General features: G+C 38.6%; 2 protein-coding genes. Both read right to left on the reverse strand.

Translation table 11 applies throughout. From position 1 onward, the window contains the following. Positions 1–80: 80 nt before the first annotated feature. Positions 81–353 (reverse strand): GT-D fold domain-containing glycosyltransferase, encoded by a 273-nt coding sequence (locus GBM95_RS13215; RefSeq protein ID WP_226963336.1) that lies wholly within the window; start codon positions 351–353, stop codon positions 81–83. Further along, the coding region (locus GBM95_RS12870) for a hypothetical protein (protein ID WP_226963335.1) at positions 280–485 on the reverse strand (206 nt) is incomplete at its 5' end. The genes GBM95_RS12870 and GBM95_RS13215, both read right to left, overlap by 74 nt.

The following is a 485-nucleotide window of genomic DNA, read 5'->3' on the forward strand; positions in this document are numbered from 1 at the left end:
CTGATAACCGGTTATTCCCCGCCGTTCCCATGCCTTGGAAGGGTATCACGCCACCGTAGCGGTCGGGCTACATGTCCACACTAAACGTCGAAAGGCCAGTTTTTGTTACCAGGAAATCTATAGTCATAAATAATTTGAGATTGATATATTTTTTTATTTATATCGTTATTGACTATATATGGATGTTTTTCATTTTCATTGACATATTTATTGGGGATCGATATTTTTGTTGTTGCATTTCGTAGAAACCATTCATATTCAATATCTAGATGACCTACATCAAGAACGCGAAATCCATTTTTTATTAACTCTAAGGAAATTATTTTTGCAGCGGGTCCTAAGGATATTAAAATTAAGTTGCTCTTTGGTAAATTCTTGGAAAATTGTGGGGGCTTCCATAAATTCGGAAAGCCAGTTTTTCCACTTCGCCGACAGTACCCAAAACAACGCCGAGAGCCTCAGCACCGATCCGATGTTGAGGCTTT

This window comes from Sutterella seckii (assembly GCF_009183815.1).
Taxonomy (GTDB): domain Bacteria; phylum Pseudomonadota; class Gammaproteobacteria; order Burkholderiales; family Burkholderiaceae_F; genus Sutterella; species Sutterella seckii.